This is a genomic window from Nocardia sp. CY41 (genome assembly GCF_009829325.1).
Classification (GTDB): domain Bacteria; phylum Actinomycetota; class Actinomycetes; order Mycobacteriales; family Mycobacteriaceae; genus Nocardia.
Map to the genome: position 1 here is coordinate 91,372 of NZ_VUOS01000013.1, position 17,138 is coordinate 108,509.

Here is a 17,138-nt window from a genome sequence, read left to right on the forward strand (position 1 = left end):
CCGTGAACACACCTGACAACGGTGTCCGTTCCACCGACGGACCCGTCGTTGCTCTGGTGCCTGCCGCCGGCCGTGGCGTGCGTCTGGGTGAATCCACACCCAAGGCGTTCGTCCCGGTCGGCGGCACGCCCATGGTCCGGCTCGCCGTCGAAGGCTTGATCGCCTCCGGCGCGGTCGACCGCATCATCGTGATGGTTCCCACCGAACTCGTCGACAGCGCCGTTGCCCTGCTGCCGCCCACGAGTTCGGTTCAGGTGGTCGTCGGCGGCGCCGAACGCATCGACTCGGTGCGGGCGGGTATCGCCGCGGCGCCCGACGCCGCCTTCTTCCTGGTGCACGACGCCGCCCGAGCACTCACCCCGCCCGAGCTCATCGCGCGGGTCGCGGCGGAACTGCGCGCGGGCCGCCCCGCAGTGGTTCCCGGACTCCCGGTGGCCGACACCATCAAGTCCGTCGACGCGGTCGGCGCCGTGACCGGTACTCCCGATCGCGCCTGCTTACGCGCGATCCAGACGCCGCAGGGCTTCGCGGCGGATCTCTTGCGCTCCGCTTACGCGCCCGAGGGCATCCAGGCCACCGACGACGCGGGGCTGGTCGAGCGGCTCGGCGTCGCGGTCCACACCATCCCCGGCGATCCGCTGGCTTTCAAGATCACCACTCCGCTCGACCTCCGGCTCGCGGGCGCGGTGCTCGACGGCGCGAGCCTCGGACGGGTGGTGGCGCCGTGACCATGCGCGTGGGCATCGGCAGCGACGTCCATCCGATCGAAGCGGGCCGGCCCTGCTGGATGGCCGGTCTGCTGTTCGACGGCGACGACGGCTGCTCCGGTCACTCGGACGGCGACGTCGCCGCGCACGCGCTGTGCGACGCGCTGCTGTCCGCGGCGGGTCTCGGCGATGTCGGCGCGGTGTTCGGCACCGGCCGCCCGGAATGGGCGGGTGTCTCCGGCGCGGCCATGCTGAAGGAAGTGCGCAGGCTCCTGGACGAGGCGGGCTTCGAAGTGGTCAACGCCGCGGTGCAGGTCATCGGCAACCGGCCCAAGATCGGGCCCCGGCGCGCCGAGGCGCAACAGGTGCTCGGCGAGCTGCTCGACGCGCCGGTCTCGGTGTCCGGCACCACCACCGACGGGCTCGGTCTGACCGGTCGGGGCGAAGGCGTCGCCGCTGTGGCGACGGCTCTGCTGCAAGCCTGTCGTTGATCCAGCTCCGACGGACCCGAGCCGGTCCGTGAACGACCTTATACACCAGCTAGGATCGACTGCCGTGACGCTGCGCCTCTTTGACACCGACACGCGGACCGTGCGCGATTTCGCGCCCTTGGTCCCCGGCCGTGCTTCGGTGTACCTCTGTGGCGCCACCGTGCAGGGCGAGCCGCACATCGGTCATGTGCGCAGCGGAGTCGCGTTCGACGTGCTGCGGCGCTGGCTGCTCGCGCACGACATCGACGTCCTCTTCATCCGCAACGTCACCGATATCGAGGACAAGATCCTGATCAAGGCCGCCGAGGCGGGCAGGCCGTGGTGGGAGTGGGCCGCCACGCACGAGCGCGCCTTCGATCGCGCCTACGAACAGCTCGGTGTGCTGCCGCCGTCCGCGGAACCGCGCGCCACCGGCCATATCACCCAAATGGTCGAGATGATGCAGCGGCTGATCGAGCGCGGTCATGCCTACGCCTCGGCGGGCAACGTCTACTTCGACGTGGTCAGCTATCCCGATTACGGCAAGCTGTCCGGCCACCGGCTCGACGACGTGCACCAGGGCGAGAGCGCAGGCGAGGGCAAACGCGACCCGCGCGACTTCACCCTGTGGAAAGCGGCCAAGCCGGGCGAGCCGACTTGGCCCTCGCCGTGGGGTCCTGGCCGCCCGGGGTGGCACCTGGAGTGCTCCGCGATGGCCGAGTTCTATCTCGGTGCGGAGTTCGACATCCATTGCGGCGGTATGGATCTGGTGTTCCCGCACCACGAGAACGAGATCGCTCAGTCGAAGGGCGCCGGGGACGGCTTCGCCAGGTACTGGCTGCACAACGGCTGGGTGACCATGGGCGGGGAGAAGATGTCCAAGTCACTGGGCAACGTGCTGTCCGTGCCGAACGTGCTGAAGCAGGTCCGTGCCGTCGAATTGCGGTTCTACCTCGGGAGCGCGCACTACCGCTCGATGCTGGAGTACTCGGATAAGGCGCTGCACGACGCGGCGCAGTCCTACCAGCGCATCGAGGCGTTCGTGAACCGGGTGGCGGACCGGGCCGGTGCGATTCCGGTGGGCAAGTGGACCGACGCGTTCGCCGCCGCCCTCGACGACGATCTCGCGGTGCCGAAGGCGCTGGCGGAGATCCACCGGGTGGTGCACGAGGGCAACAAGGCGTTGGAGGCAGGCGCGATCGACTCGGCGCGCGACTTGGCGAGCCAGGTGCGCGCCATGCTCGCCATCCTCGGTGTCGACCCGCTGGACCCGCACTGGTACACCCCGAGTGATTCTTCCGCCGCGCTCGGCGCTCTCGACGTGCTGGTGCGAGCGGAACTCGACCGCCGTCAGGAAGCGCGCGCCACGAAGGACTGGGCGACCGCCGACGCCGTGCGCGATCGCCTGCAGTCGGCGGGTATCGAGGTCACCGACACCGCCGGCGGTCCAGAATGGGCGCTCGGCGCACCGCAATCCGGAAAGGCCCAGTGATGGCAGGCAATTCACAGCGTCGAGGTGCGGTGCGCAAGAGTGGCACCAAGAAGGGCGCCGTGGTCGGCTCCGGCGGCAAGCGCAGGCGCGGATTGGAGGGGCGTGGCGCCACTCCGCCCGCCGAGATGCGGACCAAGCATCCCGCCGCCAAGCGCGCGGCCGCGAAAGCCAAAGCGACGCAAGCACGCTCGACCGCGCGCGGCGGGACCGCACGGCCCGCAGGACGCAAGACCGACGACGGTCCGGAGCTGGTGCTCGGGCGCAATCCGGTGGTCGAGTGCCTGCGCGCGGGCGTGCCCGCGACGGCGCTCTACGTCGCGGTCGGCACCGAGAACGACGACCGGTTGACCGAGAGCGTGCGGCTCGCCGCCGACACCGGCATCTCCATCCTGGAGGTGCCGCGCACCGACTTGGACCGGTTGAGCGCCAACGGATTGCATCAGGGCGTCGCCCTCCAGGTGCCGCCGTATCGCTACGCCCACCCGGACGACCTGCTCGACCGGGCGCGCGGATCCGCGCAGCCCGCTCTGCTCGTCGCGCTGGACAACATCTCCGACCCGCGCAACCTGGGCGCGGTGGTGCGTTCGGTGGCGGCCTTCGGCGGCCACGGCGTCCTGATCCCGCAGCGGCGCAGCGCGAGCGTCACCGCGGTGGCCTGGCGCACCAGCGCGGGCGCCGCCGCTCGGCTTCCGGTCGCGCGCGCGACGAATCTCACACGCACTCTGAAGGATTGGGCGGCTCAGGGCGTTCAGGTCGTCGGCTTGGACGCCGGGGGCAACACCTCGCTGGACGATTTCGACGGCCGCGAGCCGACCGTGATCGTGGTCGGTTCGGAGGGGAAGGGCCTGTCCCGCCTGGTCCGGGAGTCCTGTGACGCGATTCTGTCGATTCCGATGGCGGGTCCGGTGGAATCGCTGAACGCGTCGGTCGCCGCAGGTGTCGTGCTCTCCGAAGTCGCCCGCCAGCGTCGCGCCTGAGACCGGTTTCCGCCTCGTACGCCTAAAAACCCGGAGAGGCCGCCCCGCCCAGTAGAATTCGGCTGGTGGTGATACCCAATCAGCCCATTGGTGCGCCGGTCGAGCATCCGAACGCGACGGCGGTGTTGTTTCTCGGCGCGGCGAGCGTCCTTTGCTGCGGGGTGCTCGGGCCGGTGGCGTGGGCGCTGGGACGGCGCGCGCTCGACCAGATCGAGGAATCCGGCGGCGCGTACGGTGGCCGGGCCCAGGTGCTGGTGGGCTACGTCCTCGGCGTCATCGGCACCGTCCTGATGATCATCGTCGCGGTGCTGTTCCTGCTCATCCTGATCGGCGGTAATGCTTGAGCGATGCCGCGGGGACACGCCGCGGCCCGACGGGGCCTAGTCCAGACTCGGCAGGTCACGCTCCGCGGCGTCCCAGGCGGGCCATTCCGAGCTGACGCTGCCCGACCAGCTGGGCTGCCTGCGATCCCGGAACGCGGCCATGGCCTCGCCGCCGTCGACGCTCTTGGACGCGTGCTGGTTGAGTTCGGTCTCCATTTGGCCGACCACGGCCGGGCTCATCCCGAGCCCTTCCCAGAGCAGCCGCTTGGACAGTGCCACCGGTAGCGGCGCCGAGCCGTTCGCGATGTCGTGCGCGACGGCCAGCGCGGTGGGTAGCACCTCGCCCGCGGGTAGCGAGCTGTTGGCCAGGCCCATCGCCTTCGCCTCGTCACCGTCGAACGTGCGGCCGGTGAGCATGATGTCGGCGGCGTTGGCCATGCCGACGAGCCTGGGTAGCGTCCAGTGCGCGTAGCCGTCGGCGAGGACGCCGCGACGCACCTGGTTCAGCCCGTACACCGCGTCGCGGGCCAGGTACCGCAGGTCGCACTGCAGGGCCAGGGCCAGGCCGATGCCGACCGCGTGGCCGTTCACGGCCGCGATCACCGGCTTGCGCACCCGCCACGGCGGCGGATCGATGGTGGCGCTGACCTCGCCCACCCGGTTGGACAGGTCCGCGCCCGCGCAGAACGCGGGCGGGGTTCCGGTGACGACCACGGCACGAATGGCGTCTTCCGCATCGCAGCGCTGCAACGCAGCGCCCAATTCGGCGGCCATCGTGGGGGTGAAGGCGTTCTGCTGGGCGGGCCGGTTGAGCGTGAGCACGGCGACGCCTCGCGAGACATCGACGTGCAGTTCCGAACTCATGCCACAGGATGTTAGCCGACGGACGCGCAGCTGACCCGGGGCCGAAAGTCCTCCGCTATCCGCGCAGCACCTTCCGCCCGATGGCGTACTTGTGCACCTCGGTCGGCCCGTCGTAGAGCCGGAAGGCGCGCATGTCCCGGAAGATCATCTCGACCACCGTCTCGTCGCTGATCCCGATCCCGCCGAGCACCTGCACGCACCGGTCGGCGACCTTGAACAGTTCCTCGGAGACGAACGACTTGGCGATCGAACTCTCGTGCCGCGCCTTCTGGCCGTTGTCCATCAGCCAGCACGCGTGCCAGATGGTCAGCCTGCACTGGTGCAGCGCGATCTCGTTGTCGGCGAGCATGAACGACACGCCCTCGTGTTCGCCGATCGGTTTGCCGAACGCGGTGCGGGTGCGGGCGTGCTCGATCGCGATGCTCTGGGCGCGTTCCGCGGCGCCGAGCCAGCGCATGCAGTGGGTCAGGCGAGCCGGGGCGAGCCGGAGCTGGGCGTAGCGCAGCGCCTGGCCCGCCTCGCCGAGCAGTGCCTCGCGCGGCAGCACCAGATCGTCGAAGCGGACCACACCGTGCCCGGCGACGTAGTTGCGGTCCATCGTGTTCATCGTGCGCTCGATGACGATGCCGGGCTGGTCGCCGTCGGCCAGGAAGAGCGTGGGGCCCTCCGGCAGGTGCGGGTTGGCGGCCAGGCGCGCCATGATGATCCAGGTCTTCGCGCCGTTCGCGCCGGTGATCAGCCATTTACGGCCGTTGATGGTGAAGTTCTCGCCGTCGAAGGTCGCGGTGGTGGACAGCTGGGCCGGGTCGGAGCCGGCGCCGTCGGGCTCGGTCATGGCGAAGACCGAGCGCTGGTACCCCGCGACCACCGGGGCCAGGTAGCGCTGGACCTGGGCGGGGTCGGCCACCTTGGACAGCAGGAACATGTTGCCCTCGTCGGGCGCCGCGCAGTTCATCGCGACCGGGCCGAGCGTGGACCAGCCCGCCGCCTCGTAGATCACCGCCTGCTCGATGTGGGTCAGGCCGCGCCCGCCGAGCGACTCCGGCGCCTGCACGGTGAGCAGCTTCTCGGCGCGGGCGAGTTCGACGAGTTCCTGCCGCAGTTCGTCGGTGGGGCCGTGCGCGGTCAGGCGCGGATCCCGCTCGTAGGGGACGATCTTGTCGATGACGAATCGGCGTACTCGGTCGCGTTCGGCGGCGAGGTCGGCGGGAATCGCGAAGTCGATCATCGTTGGTCACCATTCGTTCGGGGGCGCGACGTGTCGAGCATACGAAAGCATCCGGCAATGACTGAAGGCGGCTGCCATCAATGGTGGGCTGCTTTCCTGGACACATCCTGAGCTGCGCCGACAATGGCTGAATCGCGGCCTCGCGTCGCCGGAGACAGTGCCGGAACCGCTACCCCGCCGCCGCCGATCGCGCGGACCTTTCTCGAACAGCCGCCGCGGCCGAGCTCGAACTCGGTACGCGGCTGCGCCGGAGTGCGGGACGGCGATCAACCTGCGGCGACGTGTGGCCGAGGGGCGTGCTACGACCGTCAGGACGACGCTCCGTAGCAGGCGGCGATCGCGGCGGCGCGGTCTCGCAGGGTAGTGCGCAACCACTCGGGGGCCAACGCTTCCGCGTCCGCGGCGAGCTGCCACAGCGCCCATTCGGCATGTCGGGAATCCTGGAAGGTCACCTCCAGCCGCAACCGGCCGTCGGCCTCGGCTTCTTCGGCGCGGACCGTGAGTGCGGTGCTCACCAGGTCCTCCCGCCGGGCCGGCGCCAGTCGCACCAGGACGGTGACTCGGTCGCCGCCCATCCGGAACCGTGTGCTGCGTTCCTGCCAGGCCCGGTCCAGATCGACCCGGTCCGGTCGCTGTGCCGGTTCGGGAAGTTCCTCGGCGGCCAGCACTCGCGACAACCGGTAGGTGCGGTCCGCGCCGGACCTCGTGGCCAGCAAGTAGCCCTGGCCGCGGGCGGTGACCAAGCCGATCGGGTCCACCGTGCGCCACGTCGGGGTCTGGTCCACGGCCGCGTAATGGATGCGCAGCTTGTGTCCGGCGAATACCGCGCGCCGGATCTCGGTCACTATGCCGTCGGGCACCTCTTCGGCGACCAGCCGCCGGGAGAGGAGGTCGGTCTCCGGGTCGATGAGCAATCGCTGGGCCGCGTCACCGGCGGTGGCCCGATAACTTTCGGGCAGCGCGTCGACCACCTTGAGCATGGCCGAAGCGAGCGCCGAGCCCAGGCCGAATACTTGCGCGCCGCGCCGTGTTCCGGCGACCAGCAGGGCGAGCGCCTCGTCGTGGTTCAGACCGGTGAGTTCGGTCTGGAACCCCGGTAACAACGCGAAACCGCCGTGCCGCCCGCGTTCCGCGTAGACCGGGACACCGGCCGCGGACAGGGCTTCGATGTCGCGCAGCACCGTGCGGGTGGATACCTCCAGCTCGCGGGCGAGCGCGTCCGCGGTCAACCGACCGCGCTGACGCAGCAGCAGCACCAGCGAGACCAATCGGTCGGCGCGCATCCGAAAAATCTACCGGAATACACGACGGAGGATGTCGTGATTTGTTGGGAGGCTCTTCTGCGTACGAATTCTCGATGGATGGGAGCTGATGTGGGAGCGCAACGAACGGCGGTCAACCCGGTGACGTGGGCGGCGGAAATGGGTTTCAACCAGGGCGAGCTGGTGTCCGGGCACACCCGGACCCTGTACTGCTCCGGACAGACCGCGATGAGCGGCGACGGCAAGCCCCAGCATGACGGTGATATGGCGGCGCAGTTGGCGCTGAGCCTCGACAACCTGGAGGCCGTGCTCGCCGAGGCCGGCATGTCTCTCGCCAACCTCGTTCGGCTGAACGTCTACACCACCGACGTCGATCTGCTGTTCCCGCACTACGGTGTGCTGGCGTCGCGGTTGGGCGCCGCCGGGGTGGCACCGGCCACCACGATGCTCGAAGTCACCCGGCTGGCTGTCCCCGGCCAGATGGTCGAGCTCGAGGGCACCGCCGTCGCGTGATGCGGCGCCGCTCCTCGTGCCGGTTGAACCCGCACGAGGAGCGGGAAGGTGGTGGTTTCCGCCGGCCGGACCGGTGAGGTGGCTCAGCGGGCGCGGGCGAGTCGGCGGTTACGGGTGCCGAGCACGCGGCAGGCCAGATAGATCAGGAACGAGATGGTGGTGACGAAGGTCGAGACGGGAACGCCCGGCGCGAGCGACAGCAGGATGCCGCCGACGGCGGCGACTTCCGCGAACACCACGGCGAGCAGCGTCGCGCGGATCGGGTCCGCGGTGAGCTGGGCGGCCGCCGCGGCCGGGGTGATCAGCAAGGCGAGGACCAGCAGCGCGCCGACGATCTGCACGCCGAACGCCGCGGTGATGCCGAGCAGCACGGCGAACACGATGGACAGCGCGCGCACCGGAACACCGCGCGCCACCGCCACCTCCGGGTCGGAGCTGGCGAACAGCAGCGGCCGGTAGACGAACGCGAGCACCGCGATCACCCCGGCGGTGCAGACGGCGAGCAGGCCGAGACCGTTGTTGCCGACGCTGACCACCTGGCCGGTCAGCAGCGAGAATTTCGATCCCGCGCGATCGGGCCCCAGCCACAGGAACAGCACCGACAGACCCAGACCGAACGAGAGCACCACCGCGATCACCGAATCGCGTTCCCGCGCACGGGTGCCGAGCAGGCCGAACAACACCGCCGCGACCACCGATCCCGCGATGGCGCCCAGCCCGACGCCGACTCCCGCCAGCAGCGCGGCGGCGGCGCCGGTCAGGGACAGCTCGCTGGTGCCGTGCACGGCGAACGACATCTGCCTGCTGATGATGAGCGGACCGATCACTCCCGACAGCAGCCCGAGCAGCGCCGCGGCGAGCAGTGCTTGCTGGACGAAGCCGTAGGACAGCAGATTCGCCGTGGTGCCGAAGTCGAGCATCTTGCCGAGGACGCCGGAGAGCTTGTCGGTCACGACCGTGCTCCGCTCTGTTCCGGATCCGCGGGCCGGGCGGGACGGTCGCCGTTGCCCTCCGGAGAGTCTGCCGAAGTCCGGCATGCCGACGCCATGCCGTTCCCGTGTACCGAGCCGGTCGCCCCGTCACCGTTGGCCGCACTGTCATCCGGGGATTCGGACGCTGTCGCCACCGCCGTGGCCAGGCTCGGCGACGGCTTGTCGACTGACGGTCCGGAGCCCGCACGGTCGGCAGTAGTTGGAACCGCCGGTGTTCGGGAACCGTCGGTCGCCGGGTGGGTCGCTTCGTTGGTTCGTGCGCTGGTCCGGAAACCAACCGAGGTAGCGGAGGCGGTTGTTTCGTCGGCGGTTGACGATTCCCCTGGAGTCGAGCGGGCGGACGCGCGGACCGTAGACGATTCTTCGCCCGGGATGGCACCGCTGACTACCGAGTGGGTTGTCGACAGGCCGCTTTGGGCGCTGTTTCCAGAGTCGGCCGGTATCGCAGGGGTAGCCTCGGCGTCCGTGCTCGCCGGGGTCTGTGGGGTGGGAAGCGGCTTTGCGGCGGATGCTCCCGCCGAGGTCGCGGCATCGTCGGCCGGTACCGCGGAGGTGGCCGAGTCGCCGTGCGGGAATTCGTCCCCGGCCGGGCCGTGACAGTGACCGCCCGCGGTGCCGAGCGCGTCCATGGTGTCGCCGGTGCCGACGACCACCAGACGCCCGCGTACCCGCAGGACGTCCACCTGGGTGCGGTACAGCTGCGACAGCACCGCCGAGGTCATCACCTGCTCCGGCGTCCCGATCCGGAACCTGCCGTCGACCAGGTAGAGCACTCGATCCACCAGCGGCAGAATCGGATTGATCTCGTGCGTCACGAACAGCACCGCGGTGTCGTGGGTGTGTCTTCGGCGATCGATCAGTTCGGCGACCAGTCGCTGATTCGCCAGGTCCAGGCTGAGCAACGGTTCGTCGCACAGCAGCACCTTCGGATCGCCGACCAGCGCCTGCGCCACCCGCAGGCGCTGCTGCTCGCCGCCGGACATCGATTCCAGCGGCGCGTGGGCGAAGTGTTCCGCTCCGACGTCGGCGATGGCCGCGGCCACCTTGCGCTTGCGCTCGGCACGGGAGCGCAGGCCCAGCCCCCAACGATGCCCGTCGACGCCGAGCCCGACGAGGTCGACGCCGCGCAACTGCACTCCGGCGTCGATCGTCTTCTGCTGCGGCACATAACCGATGTCGTGATTGCCCGCGCGCGCCGGAGAGCCCGCGATCCGCGCCGTGCCGGAACTCAAGCCGACTTGGCCGAGCAGCACCTTCAGCAGCGAGGTCTTGCCCGACCCGTTCGGGCCGAGTATCGCGACGAATTCGCCCGGCGCGACGGTGAGATCCAGCCCGTCCCACAATGTTCGGTCCCCGAACGAGAGGCGGGCCGCCTCCAGCCGCACCGCGGCCGAGTCGCCGCCGCTGTTCGATCGCCGCCGGTCCACCCCGTCGGTGTGCTCGGTCAGCGCGGCTCCCTCGGTCATCTGCTCAGCCCAGCGCGGCGGCCAGCGCCTGCGCGTTCTTCGTCTGCCACTGAATGTAATCCACGCCTTCGGGCAGGGTCTCGGTCACCTCGACGATGGTGACGCCCGCGTTCTGCGCGGTGCCGCGCAGGTCTTTGGTGATCTTGTCCTCGGTCTGCACGTTGTAGATCAGCGCGCGGACCCGTTTGCCCGTGAGCAGATCCTGGGTCGCCGCGACGGCCGCGGGCGCCGGGTCGGTCTCCTGTTCGACGGCTTCCTGGAACTCGTGCGGAGTCAGGTCCTCGGCTCCGGCGGCGGTCACCAGGTAGTGCGCGAGCGGTTCGGTCTGCAGCACCGGCGTCTTCGGGTGTTCGGCGGCGAGCTTGCCGGTGATGGCGGTGACCGCGGCGAGCCGGTTCTTGAAGGTCGCGGCGCGCTCGGCGTAGGCCGCGGCCTTGTCCGGATCCAGTTCGCCGAGCTGGGCGGCGATCCGGTCGGCGACCACGTCGACCGTGCGCACGTCGTACCAGACGTGCTCGTTGTCGTCGCTCTGGTCGACGCGCACGGAGAACGCGTCCACGGTGCGCTTGTTCGTGCCCGCCACCGCTTTCTCCGCGAACTCGTCGTAGCCGCCGCCGTTGTAGACCACGAGGTCGGCATCGCTGAGCGCGGCCGACTCGACGGCGGAGGTCTCGTGGGAGTGCGGGTCGGCGGACGGATCGGTGATCAGCGACCTGACGGCGGCGTCGGGGCCTGCGACGGCGGCGGCGATGTCGCCCCATACGTCGGTGGAGGCGACGACGGTGGGCCGTCCGTCGTCGTTCGATCCGCCGCAGGCGGTCAGTGTCAGGGCGGAGGCGACCCCCACAGCGATGCCTGCGTAGATGGCAAATCCGGTTCTCACGTGGGGGTACTCCTGGCAGTGCTCTAGATCATAATGGAAATCGTTCCCGTTTAACTCTAGCAGGGGACGTCGAGCCGCGAGCCGCGAAGCCCCTCGAAAGAACGGAATGCGAAGGGCCCGGGAACGATTTCTCGTTCGCGGGCCCTCGGCTCGACACGCGCTGTCAGACCAGCGCGGCCTCCACCGGTTGTCCGAGCAACTGCGCGCAGCGCAACAGACCCAGATGGCTGTAGGCCTGCGGGTGGTTGCCCAGCGAGCGCTCGGCCACCGGGTCGTACTCCTCGCTGAGCAGCCCGGTCGGGCCGGCCACGTCGACCAGCTGCGCGAACAGCGCCTCGGCGTCGGAGCGCTTCCCGATCAGCAGGTACGCCTCGACCAGCCAGGCGGCGCACAGGTGGAATCCGCCTTCGCCGCCGGGCAGACCGTCGTCGTGGTGGTAGCGGTACACCGTCGACCCGCTGCGCAGCTCGGCCTCGGTCGCCACGACAGTCGCCGCGAAGCGCGGGTCGGACGGGTCGATCAGGCCGCTCAACCCGATGTGCAGCGTCGCCGCGTCCAGGTCGGTGCCGTCGTAGGCCGCGGTGTAGGACTGGACCTCGTCGTTCCAGCCCTTCGCCTTCACCTCGTCGGCGATGGTGTCGCGCAGCACCGACCAGGCCGGATCGACCTCACGGTCGAACTTCTGCGCCAGGGTCAGCGCCCGGTCGACGGTCAGCCAGCCCATCACCTTCGAGTACACGTGGTGGCGCGGGTTGCCGCGGATCTCCCAGATGCCGTGGTCGGGCTCCTGCCAGCGCCGCTGCACGGCCGCGACCATGGCGCAGACAAGCTCCCAGTCGGCGTCGGGGAGCACGCCCGCCGGATCGGTGACGCCGCGCAGCTCCCTGGCGTGCGCCAGGGTGGCGATGAGGTCGACGATCGGACCGAAGACGTCCAGCTGCACCTGCATGTTGGCCGCGTTGCCGACGCGCACGGGGCGCGAGCCCGCGTAGCCGGGCAGCTGGTCGATCGAGGCCTCCGGCGGCAGCGTCTCGCCGTACAGTGTGTACAGCGGGTGCAGGCGCTCGGGGCCGGGCAACGTCTCCAGCACCCGGTGCACCCAGCCGAGGTAGTCCTCGGCCTCGGCGAGCGAGCCCAGCGAGACCAGCGCCTGCGCGGTCAGCGCCGCGTCGCGCAGCCAGCAGTAGCGGTAGTCCCAGTTGCGCACGCCGCCGATGTCCTCGGGCAGCGAGGTGGTCGCGGCCGCGAGGATCGAACCGGACGGCGCGTGCACCAGGCCGCGCAGGGTGAGCGCGGAGCGCTTCATCAGGTCGGGCTTGAGCGGGGGCAGCGTGAGCGTCGCGGCCCACTCCGACCAGTACCGCTCCGCCGCCCGCCGCCGCTCCGTCTCACTGGTCGCAGCGGGATCGAGATCGGCCGTGCCGCAGCGTAGTTCGAGCACGACGGGGCCCTTGGACGGGTCCACCACGGCCCGGGCCGATTCGTGGGTGCCGTCCGAGACGATCTCCCAGTGCACGCCGGGGGAGCGCAGCACGATCGGGTCGTTGGTGCCGTACACCCGCAGCCCGCCCTCCTGCGCTTCGAGATTCACCGGCACCTGGCCGAACTCCGGCCGGGGAGCGAAGGTGATCACGGCCTTCGCGTCACCGGTGATCACCCGGGTGAGGTCGGTGCGGGTGGGCGCCACGTCGTGCGGCAGGTAATCGGTGACCTGCAACTTGGCCCAGCGGGTCTCCACGGTCATCGTGCCGTCGACGTAGCGCTGCGAGAGCGGCAGGCCCGGCCGTTGGGGCTCGATGGTGAAGTGACCGCCCTGCGGGCCGCCGAGCAGGTGCGCGAACACCGCGGCGGAGTCCGGTTCGGGGTGGCAGAACCACGTCACCGTGGCGTCCGGGGTGAGCAGCGCGACCGAGCGCGGGCTGGCCAGCATGGTCAGCCGCTCGATGCGCGGCGCGCTCGCGCCTGCCAGCCAGGTCCGGCGCTCCTCCAGCAGGTAGGCCAGCGCGCGGGCCACGGCCTCGGTGCTGTCCACCCGGAACTTGGCCAGGCTCTCGCCGTCGCCGACCTTGATGCCGACGTCGGGCCCCGACAGCACCCGGAACGCCTTCTCGTCGGTGACGTCGTCACCGAAGAACACCGCGGCCGACGCCCCCGCCTGATGCCGGACGGTGTCCAGAGCCGTGCCCTTGTCGGTCTGCACCACGGCCAGTTCGATGACCGCCTTGCCCTCGGTGACCTGCACGCCGAACCAGCAGGCCGGGCCGAGCCGAACCTGCGACAGCGCGCGATGACCGATCTCCGGGCTGGCGTTGCGCACGTGCAGCGCGACACTGGCCGGCTTGATCTCGACGGTGACGCCCGGATTGTCCGAGGCGATCTGGTTCAGGGCGGTCTGCACCTCTTGGAGCAGATGCTTGGCGTCGTTGTCGATCGCGTGCACGAAGCCCACGTCGAATTCCGAGCCGTGGCTGCCGATCAGTTGCACCTCGACCGGCAGGCGCGACAGCGCCGCGAGATCTCGCAGCGCGCGGCCGGAGATCACGGCGGCGGTGGTCCCGGTCAGGCCGGCGAGGGCTCGTAACGCGCTCACCGATTCCCGATGGGGGAAGGCTTTGGCCGGGTCGGACACGATGGGCGCGAGTGTCCCGTCGTAGTCCGATGCGACCAGCAGCCGTGGCACGCGCGCGACCGTCGACAGTGCACGGCGAAGTTCCAGTGGCAGATCCTGTGCGCTCACGCATCCAACCTAGTGATCGGAGGAGTTTTTTCAGGGGCGGGCAAAACAATACTGGGTTGAATTTGCCGCACAGCAACACACCGGTCCGCGTGCGCACCATAACGCACGAGCTGAACCGGTGTCCGCTGGATCTGCCCAGCTGACGCCAACGGGATCCGGATAGGTGAGCTTCGTCGCAGCACGGGAGCCCTTCGGGCCCGGCGCGGTGACCGGGCGCCGAAATCACTCGATGTGCGCTGGGAGATCCGCCTATACCTTACTGGTTGCGCTCGCCCAGCAGCAGGTCGACGGTCAGCTCCAGGCGTTCGGTGACATCGGTGGCCGAGGCGCGCCGGGTGAGCCAGGCGACCAGATTCGACAGCCACACGTCGCTGATCACGCGGGCGATGGCCAGCTGGCGCTCGGTCGGCTCGCCGTCGTTCATGGCGCGGGCGAAGACGCGGTCCATGACCTTGCCGACGCGGTCCACCTCGGCGGCGGCCGAGGCGTCGGCGAACATGAACGCCCTGGTCATGGCCTCGGTGAGCAGCGGGTCGCGCTGCATCATCCGGGTGATCTGGGTGAGCAGCAGGTGCATGCGCTCCTGCGGAGACTGTCCGGCAAGCGGCTTGCGTTTGCCCTCGATCTGCTCGAACTCGCGCGACAGCGCCGAGACCAGCAGGTGCACCTTCGACGGAAAGTAGCGGTACAGCGTGCCGACGGCGACGTCGGCGCGTTCGGCCACCGCGCGCATCTGGACCGCGTCGTAGCCGCCCTTGGACGCGAGCGCCAAGGTCGCGTCCAGGATCCGCTTGCGACGTTCGCGCTGCGCCGCCGAGCTCAGCTCGTCCTCGCTGAGCGTGGTGACCGTGGCGGCGGGCCGGGCCGCGCTCGGGTCGGCTGGCTGCGATCGGGACGGACTGGCCATTGATGAAAGTCCTTTCCGGAAACGTCGTTTCGTCGGCTGCGTGCGCGGTGTGGCCGCGGCGGCGATGGTCTCTTGACTTCCGCCCGGCTAGGATATTAGAACATGTTCTAGGTGTGGGAGTCACGCCGGAAAGGCGGTATGGAGTGTGACCATCGCCACCACTGACGAGCATAAAGCCGTCCAGGAGTCGATGCGCGGATGGGCGGCGTCGGTCCGTCCAATTGCAACAATGCGGACCGGTGCGGCCGACTTCTGGCGCGCCTACTGGCCCGCGCTGGCCGAGATCGGGATCTTCCGGGTCGCGGTCGCCGAGGACGCGGGCGGTGCGGGCGGGTCGGTCGCCGATCTGGCCGTGCTGGTGGAGCAGGCGGCGCACGACTTGGTCGGCGGCCCGGTGCTCGCAACGGCTTTGGCCAATCTGATCACCGCCGGGCAACTCGACGAGGACCTGCCGTGCGGTGTCGCGCTCGACTTCGTCGTCGGTTCGACGGTGAGCGTACCCGCCGCAAGCGATGGTGTGTTGCTCACGGGTACCTGGGATTCCGTGCTCGGCGCCGCGCCGGGGACCGCCGTGCTGCTGCCGATCGACCAACCTCAGGGGCAGCGCTGGTGCCTGGTGCCGCCAGACGCCGCCGGCCTGCGGGTGGAGGCCCTCGCGCCGCTGGACCCGAGCACGCCGCTGGCGCGGGTGCACTGCGCCGACCTGCGCGTGCCCGCCGAACGCGTGTTCGTCGCGCCGCACGCCGCCGGGGATCTGCTCGTCGCGCTGGTCGCCGCCGAACTGTCCGGTCTCGCGGGCTGGTGCCTGGAGACCGCGGTCGAGTACGCCAAGGTGCGCGAGCAGTTCGGCCGCAAGATCGGTTCGTTCCAGGCGGTCAAGCACATCTGTGCCTGGATGCTGTGCCGCACCGAGCTCATCCGCGCCGTGGCGGCCGACACCGCGGCCGCCGTGGACGATGGCGGCGCCGAGCTGCCGATCGCCGCTGCCATCGCGGCCGCGATCGCTCTGGACGCCGCGGTCGAGACCGCCAAGGATTGCATCCAGGTGCTCGGCGGCATCGGCTTCACCTGGGAACACGACGCGCACCTGTATCTGCGCCGGGCGACGGCGCTGCGCCAGCTGCTCGGCGGTTCGGCGCGCTGGCGGGCCCGGGTCACCGAGCTGACCCGCCGGGGGCTGCGGCGCACCACCGGCGCCGACCGGGTCTTCGCCGAAGAAGGCGTGGCCGCCGTGGACGGCGATCGCGCGCACGAACTGGCGACCGACGTCGCACGGATCGCGGCGCTGCCCGCCGACCGGCAGCGCGACGCGCTGGTCGAAGCCGGCCTGGTCATGCCGCATTGGCCGCGCCCGTACGGGCGCGCCGCGGACCCGATGACCGGCCTGGTGATCTCCGAGGAACTGCGCCGCGCCGGGCTCACCGCGCCCGACCTGGCCATCGGAGGCTGGGCGATCCCGACGTTGTTGCAGCACGGGACGCCGGAACAGATCGAGCGCTTCGCTTGGCCGACCTTGCGCGGCGAGGTGGTCTGGTGCCAGCTGTTCAGCGAGCCGGAAGCGGGCTCCGACCTGGCGGCGTTGCGCACCACCGCGAAGAAAGTGGACGGCGGCTGGGTGCTGCGCGGTCAGAAGGTGTGGACTTCGCTGGGCGACAAGGCGAATTGGGCGATCTGCCTGGCGCGCACCGACCCGGACGCGGCCAAGCACCGGGGCATCACGTACTTCTTGGTCGACATGCACAGCGCCGGGCTCGAAGTGCGCCCGCTGGTGCAGATCACCGGGGAAGCGCGTTTCAGCGAGGTCTTCCTCGACGACGTGTTCGTGCCGGACGACTGCGTGGTCGGCGCGCTGAACAACGGATGGAAGATCGCCCGCTCTACCCTCTCCACGGAGCGGGTGGCCATGGGCGGCAACGGAATCGGGCCCGTGCTCGAAGAGCTGATCGCGAAATCGCCCGCCACCGGCCCCGGCGCGGAGCTGGTGAACGACCGGCTGGGCGGCTTCGTCGCGGAGGCGATCGCGGGCCTGCTGCTCGAACAGCGGGCCGCGGTGAAGATGCTGGCGGGCGGAGACCCCGGCGCGCAGAGCAGCGTTCGCAAGCTGGTCGGCGTGCGCCACCGCCAAGCGGTCGCCGAATTCGCCGCGGAGGCGGCGGGCCCGCTTGGCGCGCAGGACTCCGAGGTGACCAAGGAGTTCCTGCTCACGCGCTGTCTGTCGATCGCGGGCGGAACCGAGCAGATCCTGCTCACCGTGGCCGGTGAGCGGATTCTGGGGCTGCCCCGTGACGCGGACAGCTAGCCCTACAGTCGATCGGGA

At 70.2% G+C, this 17,138-nt stretch carries 14 protein-coding genes and 1 pseudogene; 7 read left to right on the plus strand and 8 right to left on the minus strand.

Features of this window, described 5'->3' with window-relative positions; translation table 11 throughout:
• Positions 1–2 precede the first annotated feature (2 nt).
• The 5 genes from ispD to GVY64_RS15620 all read left to right on the plus strand — a co-directional run bounded on the left by ispD (position 3) and on the right by GVY64_RS15620 (position 3,990).
• Positions 3–728, plus strand: coding sequence for a 2-C-methyl-D-erythritol 4-phosphate cytidylyltransferase (gene ispD / locus GVY64_RS15600; protein ID WP_159841958.1), 726 nt, complete (start codon positions 3–5; stop codon positions 726–728).
• Positions 729–730: 2 nt separating this feature from the next.
• The gene (gene ispF / locus GVY64_RS15605; RefSeq protein WP_159842286.1) at positions 731–1,198 is read left to right on the plus strand and encodes a 2-C-methyl-D-erythritol 2,4-cyclodiphosphate synthase; all 468 of its coding nucleotides are present in this window, start codon (positions 731–733) and stop codon (positions 1,196–1,198) included.
• 64 nt (positions 1,199–1,262) lie between these two features.
• Positions 1,263–2,669, plus strand: a complete 1,407-nt coding sequence (gene cysS, locus GVY64_RS15610; protein WP_159841960.1) for a cysteine--tRNA ligase — start codon at positions 1,263–1,265, stop codon at positions 2,667–2,669.
• Positions 2,669–3,646 carry a 23S rRNA (guanosine(2251)-2'-O)-methyltransferase RlmB gene (gene rlmB, locus GVY64_RS15615; protein ID WP_159841962.1) on the plus strand — a complete coding sequence of 326 codons (978 nt, stop codon included), beginning with the start codon at positions 2,669–2,671 and terminating at the stop codon, positions 3,644–3,646. Before cysS ends, rlmB begins: the two co-directional genes overlap by 1 nt.
• A 65-nt stretch (positions 3,647–3,711) precedes the next feature.
• A complete protein-coding gene (locus GVY64_RS15620) occupies positions 3,712–3,990 on the plus strand; it encodes a DUF4190 domain-containing protein (protein ID WP_159841964.1) in 279 nt (92 codons plus the stop codon).
• 36 nt (positions 3,991–4,026) lie between these two features.
• Here the strand turns inward: GVY64_RS15620 and GVY64_RS15625 are convergent, their stop codons facing one another.
• The 3 genes from GVY64_RS15625 to GVY64_RS15635 form a co-directional block, all read right to left on the minus strand.
• A complete protein-coding gene (locus GVY64_RS15625) occupies positions 4,027–4,833 on the minus strand; it encodes an enoyl-CoA hydratase/isomerase family protein (RefSeq protein ID WP_159841966.1) in 807 nt (268 codons plus the stop codon).
• A 55-nt stretch (positions 4,834–4,888) separates the two neighbouring features.
• On the minus strand, positions 4,889–6,061 hold the full coding sequence (locus GVY64_RS15630; protein ID WP_159841968.1) for an acyl-CoA dehydrogenase family protein: 1,173 nt from the start codon (positions 6,059–6,061) through the stop codon (positions 4,889–4,891).
• A 308-nt stretch (positions 6,062–6,369) separates the two neighbouring features.
• On the minus strand, positions 6,370–7,344 hold the full coding sequence (locus GVY64_RS15635) for a helix-turn-helix transcriptional regulator (protein ID WP_159841970.1): 975 nt from the start codon (positions 7,342–7,344) through the stop codon (positions 6,370–6,372).
• A gap of 78 nt (positions 7,345–7,422) precedes the next feature.
• Here GVY64_RS15635 and GVY64_RS15640 point away from each other — a divergent pair, with 78 nt between their 5' ends.
• A complete protein-coding gene (locus GVY64_RS15640) occupies positions 7,423–7,836 on the plus strand; it encodes a RidA family protein (RefSeq protein WP_159841971.1) in 414 nt (137 codons plus the stop codon).
• Positions 7,837–7,919: 83 nt separating this feature from the next.
• Here GVY64_RS15640 and GVY64_RS15645 read toward each other — a convergent pair whose 3' ends face one another.
• The 5 genes and pseudogenes from GVY64_RS15645 to kstR form a co-directional block, all read right to left on the minus strand.
• A complete protein-coding gene (locus GVY64_RS15645) occupies positions 7,920–8,789 on the minus strand; it encodes a metal ABC transporter permease (protein WP_159841973.1) in 870 nt (289 codons plus the stop codon).
• Between the two features lie 641 nt (positions 8,790–9,430).
• Positions 9,431–10,294 (minus strand): annotated as a pseudogene (locus GVY64_RS15650) (metal ABC transporter ATP-binding protein); the annotation flags it as partial.
• Between the two features lie 4 nt (positions 10,295–10,298).
• The gene (locus tag GVY64_RS15655; RefSeq protein WP_236566858.1) at positions 10,299–11,177 is read right to left on the minus strand and encodes a metal ABC transporter solute-binding protein, Zn/Mn family; all 879 of its coding nucleotides are present in this window, start codon (positions 11,175–11,177) and stop codon (positions 10,299–10,301) included.
• A gap of 163 nt (positions 11,178–11,340) precedes the next feature.
• A complete protein-coding gene (otsB, locus tag GVY64_RS15660; RefSeq protein ID WP_159841975.1) occupies positions 11,341–13,914 on the minus strand; it encodes a trehalose-phosphatase in 2,574 nt (857 codons plus the stop codon).
• Between the two features lie 256 nt (positions 13,915–14,170).
• Complete coding sequence (gene kstR / locus GVY64_RS15665; RefSeq protein WP_043686038.1) at positions 14,171–14,821, minus strand: cholesterol catabolism transcriptional regulator KstR; 651 nt, start codon at positions 14,819–14,821, stop codon at positions 14,171–14,173.
• Between the two features lie 145 nt (positions 14,822–14,966).
• Between kstR and GVY64_RS15670 the strand changes: the two genes are divergently transcribed.
• Positions 14,967–17,120, plus strand: a complete 2,154-nt coding sequence (locus GVY64_RS15670) for an acyl-CoA dehydrogenase (protein ID WP_159841978.1) — start codon at positions 14,967–14,969, stop codon at positions 17,118–17,120.
• The last annotated feature ends 18 nt before the right edge of the window (positions 17,121–17,138 follow it).

Coding starts and splice junctions, on each gene's coding strand:
- ispF (WP_159842286.1), top strand. CDS start 731: ATGCGCGTGGGCATCGGCAGCGACGTCCATCCGATCGAAGCGGGCCGG.
- rlmB (WP_159841962.1), top strand. CDS start 2,669: ATGGCAGGCAATTCACAGCGTCGAGGTGCGGTGCGCAAGAGTGGCACC.
- GVY64_RS15625 (WP_159841966.1), bottom strand. CDS start 4,833: ATGAGTTCGGAACTGCACGTCGATGTCTCGCGAGGCGTCGCCGTGCTC.
- GVY64_RS15630 (WP_159841968.1), bottom strand. CDS start 6,061: ATGATCGACTTCGCGATTCCCGCCGACCTCGCCGCCGAACGCGACCGA.
- GVY64_RS15635 (WP_159841970.1), bottom strand. CDS start 7,344: ATGCGCGCCGACCGATTGGTCTCGCTGGTGCTGCTGCTGCGTCAGCGC.
- GVY64_RS15640 (WP_159841971.1), top strand. CDS start 7,423: ATGGGAGCTGATGTGGGAGCGCAACGAACGGCGGTCAACCCGGTGACG.
- kstR (WP_043686038.1), bottom strand. CDS start 14,821: ATGGCCAGTCCGTCCCGATCGCAGCCAGCCGACCCGAGCGCGGCCCGG.